This is a genomic window from Streptomyces ossamyceticus, from assembly GCF_001418475.1.
Classification (GTDB): domain Bacteria; phylum Actinomycetota; class Actinomycetes; order Streptomycetales; family Streptomycetaceae; genus Streptomyces; species Streptomyces ossamyceticus.
This window is the reverse complement of the sequence record NZ_LIQX01000793.1, coordinates 1-6,879: the sequence shown is the minus strand read 5'-3', so window position 1 is coordinate 6,879 and position 6,879 is coordinate 1. Positions and strand designations below refer to the sequence as shown.

General features: G+C 73.2%; 5 protein-coding genes. All 5 read left to right on the top strand.

Annotation, left to right across the window (positions count from 1 at the left end; all coding sequences use genetic code 11):
- Nucleotides 1-1,745 (top strand): Pls/PosA family non-ribosomal peptide synthetase (locus AOK15_RS38875; RefSeq protein WP_079058943.1); only part of this gene is annotated, 1,745 nt, incomplete at its 5' end.
- A gap of 20 nt (nucleotides 1,746-1,765) precedes the next feature.
- A complete protein-coding gene (locus AOK15_RS38870) occupies nucleotides 1,766-4,246 on the top strand; it encodes a non-ribosomal peptide synthetase (protein ID WP_055523648.1) in 2,481 nt (826 codons plus the stop codon).
- The gene (locus AOK15_RS38865) at nucleotides 4,243-5,301 is read left to right on the top strand and encodes a TauD/TfdA family dioxygenase (protein WP_055523644.1); all 1,059 of its coding nucleotides are present in this window, start codon (nucleotides 4,243-4,245) and stop codon (nucleotides 5,299-5,301) included. Before AOK15_RS38870 ends, AOK15_RS38865 begins: the two co-directional genes overlap by 4 nt.
- Nucleotides 5,298-6,338 carry a 2,3-diaminopropionate biosynthesis protein SbnB gene (gene sbnB, locus AOK15_RS38860; RefSeq protein WP_055523641.1) on the top strand — a complete coding sequence of 347 codons (1,041 nt, stop codon included), beginning with the start codon at nucleotides 5,298-5,300 and terminating at the stop codon, nucleotides 6,336-6,338. Before AOK15_RS38865 ends, sbnB begins: the two co-directional genes overlap by 4 nt.
- 43 nt (nucleotides 6,339-6,381) lie before the next feature.
- The coding region (locus AOK15_RS38855) for a pyridoxal-phosphate dependent enzyme (protein WP_157870505.1) at nucleotides 6,382-6,879 on the top strand (498 nt) is incomplete at its 3' end.

Here is a 6,879-nt window from a genome sequence, read left to right as displayed (position 1 = left end):
TGGGCTACCGGGCCCGCGCCGGGCGGATCCGCACCGGACCGGTGACCCTCGGCCGGGACGTGTTCGTCGGCGAACACACCGTGCTCGACATCGACACCGCCATGGGCGACGGCTCCCAGCTCGGCCACTCCTCCGCGCTGCGCGCCGGCGAGACCGTCCCCGCGGGGCAGAGTTTCCACGGCTCCCCGGCCCGCCGGACGGACGTCGACCACATCCGGGTCGGCCCCGCCCCCTGTGGCACCGCGCGACGTGCCGGATACGGGCTCGCCACGCTGCTCCAGGTGTTCCTGCTGTACGTGCCGCTGACCGTCGGCGGCGCCCATCTGCTGCTCGCCGCGATGCCCTCGCTGAAGGTCCTGCTCGACCCGGCGGCGCTGCACCTCACCTCGGCCCGTTTCTACGCCGAGGCGGTGGCGCTGTCCCTCGCGCTCTTCCTCGGCAGCGTCGTCACCGGCGCCTTCGCGGTGCTCGTGGTGCCGCGGCTGCTGCGCCCGCTGGTCCGGCCGGGCCGGACGTACCCGCTGTACGGCTTCCACTACTCGGTGCACCGCGCGATCGCCGGCCTCACCAACATCACATTCTTCGCATGGCTGTGCGGCGACAGCTCGTACATCGTCCCCTACCTCAAGGCGCTCGGGTACGACCTGTCGCGGGTCGAGCAGACCGGGTCGAACTTCGGCACCGAGATCCGGCACGAGACGCCGTTCCTCACCCGGGTCGGCAGCGGCACCATGGTCGCGGACGGGCTGTCGGTGATGAACGCCGAGTACTCCGCCACGTCGTTCCGGGTCTCCCCGACGTCGATCGGCGGACACAACTTCCTCGGCAACGCCATCGCCTACCCGGTCGGCGGCCGGACCGGTGAGAACTGTCTGCTGGCGACCAAGGTGCTGGTCCCGCTCGACGGCGAGATCCGCGAAGGGGTCGGGCTGCTCGGCTCGCCGCCCTTCGAGATCCCCCGCTCCGTGGAGCGCGACAGCCGCTTCGACCATCTGCGGGAGGGCGACGAGCTGCGCCGCAGGCTCGCCGCGAAGAACCGCTGCAACCTGCGCTCGATGGCGCTGTTCGTCGTCCTGCGCTGGCTGCACCTGTGCGCGCTCACCGTCCTCGGCTTCGCGGCCTACGACCTGTACGGGCACCAGGGCTCCGCGGGGCTGCTCGCGCTCGCCGCAGCCCCGCTCGCCGGCCTGGTGTTCACGGTCGCCTACTACGTGCTGGTGGAGCGGTGCCTGACCGGGTTCCGGCCGCTGCGGCCACGGCTGTGCTCCATCTACGACCCGGTCTTCTGGCGGCAGGAGCGGCTGTGGAAGCTCCCGGACAAGCACCTCCAGGTCCTCAACGGCACCCCGTACAAGAACGTCGTCTGGCGGCTGATGGGGGTACGGATCGGCCGGCGGGTCTTCGACGACGGGGCGTACATCACGGAGCGGACCCTGACCGCCGTCGGGGACGACTGCACGCTCGCCGCGAGCACCAAGATCCAGGCCCACTCCCAGGAGGACGGCACGTTCAAGTCGGACCACGTCACGATCGGCGCGCGCTGCACGCTCGAGGTCGGGGCGTTCGTGCACTACGGCGTGGCGCTCGGCGAGGGGGCCGTGCTCGCCCCCGACTCCTTCCTGATGAAGGGCGAGGAGGTGCCGCCGTACGCGCGCTGGGGCGGGAATCCGGCGACGGAGACGGTGCGGTACGCGGCACCGGACACCACGGGGCGCTCCCGGACGGACGCCTCGCGCGAACAGTGAAGTGAATCGGGGGGAGACACATGGACCGGTCGAAGACGGCGGGCGACACCGCCCGGACGTTCTGGCAGGGGATGCTGACCGCCGGAGGGCGGACCGCGATCCCGAGGTGGAGCGGCGATCCCGTGAAGGGCACCGCCACGTACGAAGTGCCGTTGCCCGAGGGCATGCTGGCGGGCCCGGACGGGACGGCGGCGCTGCTCGCCGCCCACGCGAAGGTGCTCGCCGCGCTCTGCGGCGAGCGGGAGGTCACCACCGGCTGGGTGGTGGACGGCCGGGTGCTGCCCTGCCGGATCGGCACCGCGCCCGGCGACACCTGGCGGTCCCTGCTGGGGCACACCCGGCGCGTCCTCGCACAGCTGTCGGCCCACGCCGGCTTCCCCGTGGACGCCCTGCGCGCCGAACTCGGCCTGGAGGAACCGCTGTTCGAGACCGTGCTCGACACCACCAGGGCGGACGGCGACCTCGACGGGGACGTGGTCCTGCGGGTGGCGCCGGTGCGGGGCGCGGACGGGCCCGTGCTGCGGCTGCGGTACCGCACCGACGTCCTGGACGAGGGCGCCGCCGCCCGGATCGCCGGCTACCACGTCACCGCGCTCGCCGGGCTCGCGGTGGAACCGGGCGCCGACCACGCGCGGCAGAGCCTGCTGTCGGACGACGAGGTCCGCCTCCAGCTCGACGGCCTCGCCGGGCCGCACCGCGAACTGCCCGACCGTCGGGCGCACGAGCTGTTCGAGCAGCGGGTCGTGGCGCACCCCGACGCCGTCGCGGCCGTCCACGGCGACCGCCGCTGGACCTACCGGGAGCTCAACTCCCGCGCGAACCAGCTCAGTCGGGCCCTGCTGGTGCGCGGACTCGGCCATGAGGGGGTGGTCGCGGTGGTCACCGAGCGGAACCTCGACTGGATGGCCGCCGTCCTCGCCGTCCTCAAGGCCGGGGGCGTCTACCTCCCCGTCGAGCCGCACTTCCCCGCCGAGCGCGTCGCCCGGACGCTCACCCGGGCCCGCTGCGAGCTGGTGCTCACCGAGCGGGGCAGCACCGCGACCCTCGACGCGGCCCTGACCGCGCTGCCCGACACGCAGAAACTGCTCGTGGAGGACGCGTACGACGAGGCGCACCCCGACTCCGACCTCGGCATGGAGATCACCCCGGACCGGCTCGCGTACATCTACTTCACCTCCGGTTCCACGGGCGAGCCCAAGGGCGCGATGTGCGAGCACGCCGGGCTGGTGAACCACCTCCACGCCAAGCTCGACGACCTGGGGATCGGCGAGGGCGACGTCGTCGCGCAGACCGCGCCCCAGTGCTTCGACATCTCCCTGTGGCAGCTGCTGGCCGCGCCCCTGGCCGGCGGGCGGACCCTGCTGGTGGAGCAGGAGGAGATCCTCGACGTCGCACGGTTCGTCGACCGGATCGCGGCCGGCCAGGTGAACGTGCTCCAGGTCGTGCCGTCGTACCTCGAAGCCGTCCTCGCCCATCTGGAGCAGCGCCCGCGCCCGCTGCCCGAACTGCGCCGGGTGTCCGTCACCGGGGAGGCGCTGAAGAAGGAGCTGGCCGAACGCTGGTTCGCGACCGGGCCCGGCATTCCGCTGGTCAACGCCTACGGGCTCACCGAGACCTCGGACGACACCAACCACGAGGTGATGCACCGGGCACCGGAGGGCGACCGGGTGCCGCTCGGCCGCCCCGTCGGCAACGTCCGCGTGTACGTCGTGGACGAGCACCTCTCCCTCGTGCCGCTGGGCGCCCCGGGGGAGATCGTCTTCTCCGGGATCTGCGTCGGGCGGGGGTACGTCAACGATCCCGAACGGACCCGGCGGGCCTTCACCACCGACCCGTACCGGCCGGGTGAGCGGCTCTACCGCAGCGGCGACCACGGGCGGTGGCGGCCCGACGGCAAGCTGGAGTTCCTCGGCCGCCGGGACACCCAGGTCAAGGTGCGGGGCTTCCGCGTCGAGATCGGCGAGGTGGAGAACGCGCTGCTGCGGGTCGACGGCGTACGCGACGGCGCGGTCGTGGTCGTCGGGGGCACCCGGCTGGTGGCCTTCCACTCCGGCCGGCCGCTGGCGGGCGAGGTGCTGCGGGAGCGGCTGGCGGCCTCGCTGCCGGCGTACATGGTGCCGTCGGTGTTCCACTGGCGCGCGAGCCTGCCGCTGACCGCCAACGGCAAGACCGACCGGCGGGCGCTCACCGAACTGGCCGAGGGCGTCGACACCACGGACGGCGGGCCCGCGGCGATGACGGTCACGGCGACCGAGGAGCGGCTGGCCCTCGCGTGGGCCGACGTGCTGGGCGTGCCGAGGGCCCTGATCGGCCGCGACGACCACTTCTTCGACCGGGGCGGCACCTCCCTGTCGGCGGTGAAGCTCGCCGTCGCCCTGGACCGGGCGGTGTCCCTCAAGGACGTGGTCCGCCATCCCGTCCTCGCGGACCTCGCCGCCCTGATCGACACACGGACGGCCGCACGGGCCGCCGCCGACCTCGACGGGAGGGCGTCGTCATGAGCTTCCTGAGCCGCCGCGGCGCACCGGGCCGCCGCCGCACCGCCCCGGAGACACCGCCGGTTCCGCAGCCGCTCCCGGCGGTGGACCTCTCCCCCGGCAGGCCCGCGCTGCTGCCGGTCTCCCCCGCCGTCCCCGCGCCCCGCTGGGCCGCCGGGCACCGGGACGCCCTGCGGGCCGTCGTCGCCGAGCACGGCGCGGTCCTGGTGCGGGGCCTCGGGCTGCGGGACGCGGCCGAGACCGAGGCCGTGTTCCGGCAGCTGGGCGGCGGCACCCTGCTGGGCGAGCGGGAGACCTTCGCACCCCGGCGCAGGCACGCGGACGGGGTGTACTCCTCGACCCCCTGGCCGCCCGACCAGCCCATGTGCATGCACCACGAGTCGAGCTACACACGCGAGTTCCCGGGGCTGCTCCTCCTCGCCTGCCTCCGGCCCGCCGACCGGGGCGGGGCCACGGGCCTCGCCGACGCGGAGGCCGTGCTCGCCGCGCTGCCGACCGGGCTCGCCGAACGGTTCGAGCGGGACGGCTGGCTGCTGACCCGCTCGTACAACGACGAGATCGGCGCGTCCGTCGAGGAGGCCTTCGGCACCGCCGACCGGGATGCCGTCGAGCACTACTGCCGCGCGGGCGGCGTCGACGTCGCCTGGCAGCCCGACGGCTCCCTGCGCACCCGGCAGCGGCGCCCCGCCGTGGTGCGGCATCCGGTCACCGGCCGGCGCTGCTGGTTCAACCAGGTCGCCTTCCTCAACGCATGGACGATGGACCCCGAGGTGCGCGCGTACCTGGTCGACCTCTACGGCCACGACGGGCTGCCCTTCGACACCCGCCACGGCGACGGCGAACCGATCGGCGCGGACGTCGTCGAGACGCTCAACGCGGTCTACGAGGCCCATACCGTCCGCACGCCGTGGCTCCCCGGTGACCTGCTGCTCGTCGACAACATCCGCTGCGCCCACAGCCGCGAGCCCTACGAGGGGCCGCGCGAGGTGCTCGTGGGGTTCACGGACCCCGTACGGCTTTCCGACCACGACACGAAGGACGAGGTGAGCTACGTATGACCGGGACTCCGGGCTTCGCCGTGATCTCCGGCGCCCAGGTGCGGGAGGCGCTCCGGGGGCGGGAGCGGGAGATCGTCGACCTGGTCGAGACCGTGTACCGGCTGCACGGTGCCGGGGACACGGGCGACACGGTCAACCCGCCGTCGTACTTCCTGCGTTTCCCGGACCGCCCGTCCTCGCGGATCATCGCGCTACCCGCCTCGCTGGGGGGAACGTTCCAGGTCGACGGGTTGAAGTGGATCTCCAGCTTCCCGGAGAACACGGCGGTCGGCCTGCCCCGTGCCTCCGCGGTGCTCATCCTCAACGACCACACCACCGGCTATCCGTTCGCCTGTCTGGAGGCCTCGGTCATCAGCGCGACCCGGACGGCCGCGTCGGCGGCGCTCGCGGCCGACCGTCTGAGCGCGGCCCGCGAGGCGCCCCGCCCGGTCCGGGTCGGCTTCGTCGGCACCGGCCTGATCGCCCGCTACGTCCACACCTTCCTCGCCGCGACCGGCTGGTCCTTCGAGGAGGTCGGGGTGCACGACCTGTCCGCGGCCGGCGCGGCCGGGTTCCGGGGCTACTTGGAACGGTCCGGCGCGAGCGGGCGGGTGGTCACGTACGGCAGCGCCGAGGACGTGATCCGGGCCGGTGATCTGCTCGTGTTCGCGACGATCGCGGGCGAGCCGCATGTGCACGAGCCCAAGTGGTTCGCCCACCACCCGCTGGTGCTGCATGTGTCGCTGCGCGACCTGGCGCCCGAGGTGCTGCTCGCCTCGGCGAACTTCGTCGACGACGTCGAGCACTGTCTGAAGGCGAACACCTCACCGCATCTCACCGAACAGCTCACCGGCGGCCGGGACTTCCTCGATGGAACGCTCCACGACGTGCTCACCGGCCGCGCGTCCGTGCCGGCGGACCGTCCGGTGATCTTCTCGCCCTTCGGCCTCGGGGTCCTCGACCTCGCGGTCGGCGGTCGTGTCCACGCCGAGGTCGCCCGGACGGGCGGCCTGCGGATCGTGGACGACTTCTTCCACGAGCTGCGCCGGCACGGCTGACGGCCGACGCAGCGGTACGACAAGCACCACCAGGGGGGCCGCAGTGCCAGTCATATCCGTTCCCACGGACTTCAACGAGGAGGAGCTGTACGTCGACCTGCGCACGGTCGTCGGCCACAGGCTCTTCCTCAAGTGCGAGGGCTTCAACTTCGCCGGTTCGATCAAGCTCAAGGCCGCGACCGAGATGGTGCGGGCAGCCGAACGGGACGGACGGCTCGGGCCGGGCTCGACCCTCGTCGAGTCCTCGTCCGGGAACCTGGGCGTCGCGCTCAGCATGATCGCGGCGAGCCGGGGCTACCGGTTCCTGTGCGTGACCGACGCCCGCTGCAACCCGGCGGCGAAAGGGCTGATGGAGGCGCTCGGCAGCCGGGTCGACGTCATCACCGAGCCGGACCCGATCGGCGGCTTCCTCGGCGCGCGGATCGCCTACGTCCGCGCGCTGTGCGCCGCCGACGAGCGGTACGTGTGGCTCGACCAGTACACCAACCAGGCGAACTGGCGGGCGCATTACCGCACCACCGCGCCCGCCAGTTCGCCTGGT

Excerpts from the sequence above, each read along its gene's own strand:
- AOK15_RS38870 (WP_055523648.1), top strand. The coding sequence starts at position 1,766 with ATGGACCGGTCGAAGACGGCGGGCGACACCGCCCGGACGTTCTGGCAG.
- AOK15_RS38865 (WP_055523644.1), top strand. The coding sequence starts at position 4,243 with ATGAGCTTCCTGAGCCGCCGCGGCGCACCGGGCCGCCGCCGCACCGCC.
- sbnB (WP_055523641.1), top strand. The coding sequence starts at position 5,298 with ATGACCGGGACTCCGGGCTTCGCCGTGATCTCCGGCGCCCAGGTGCGG.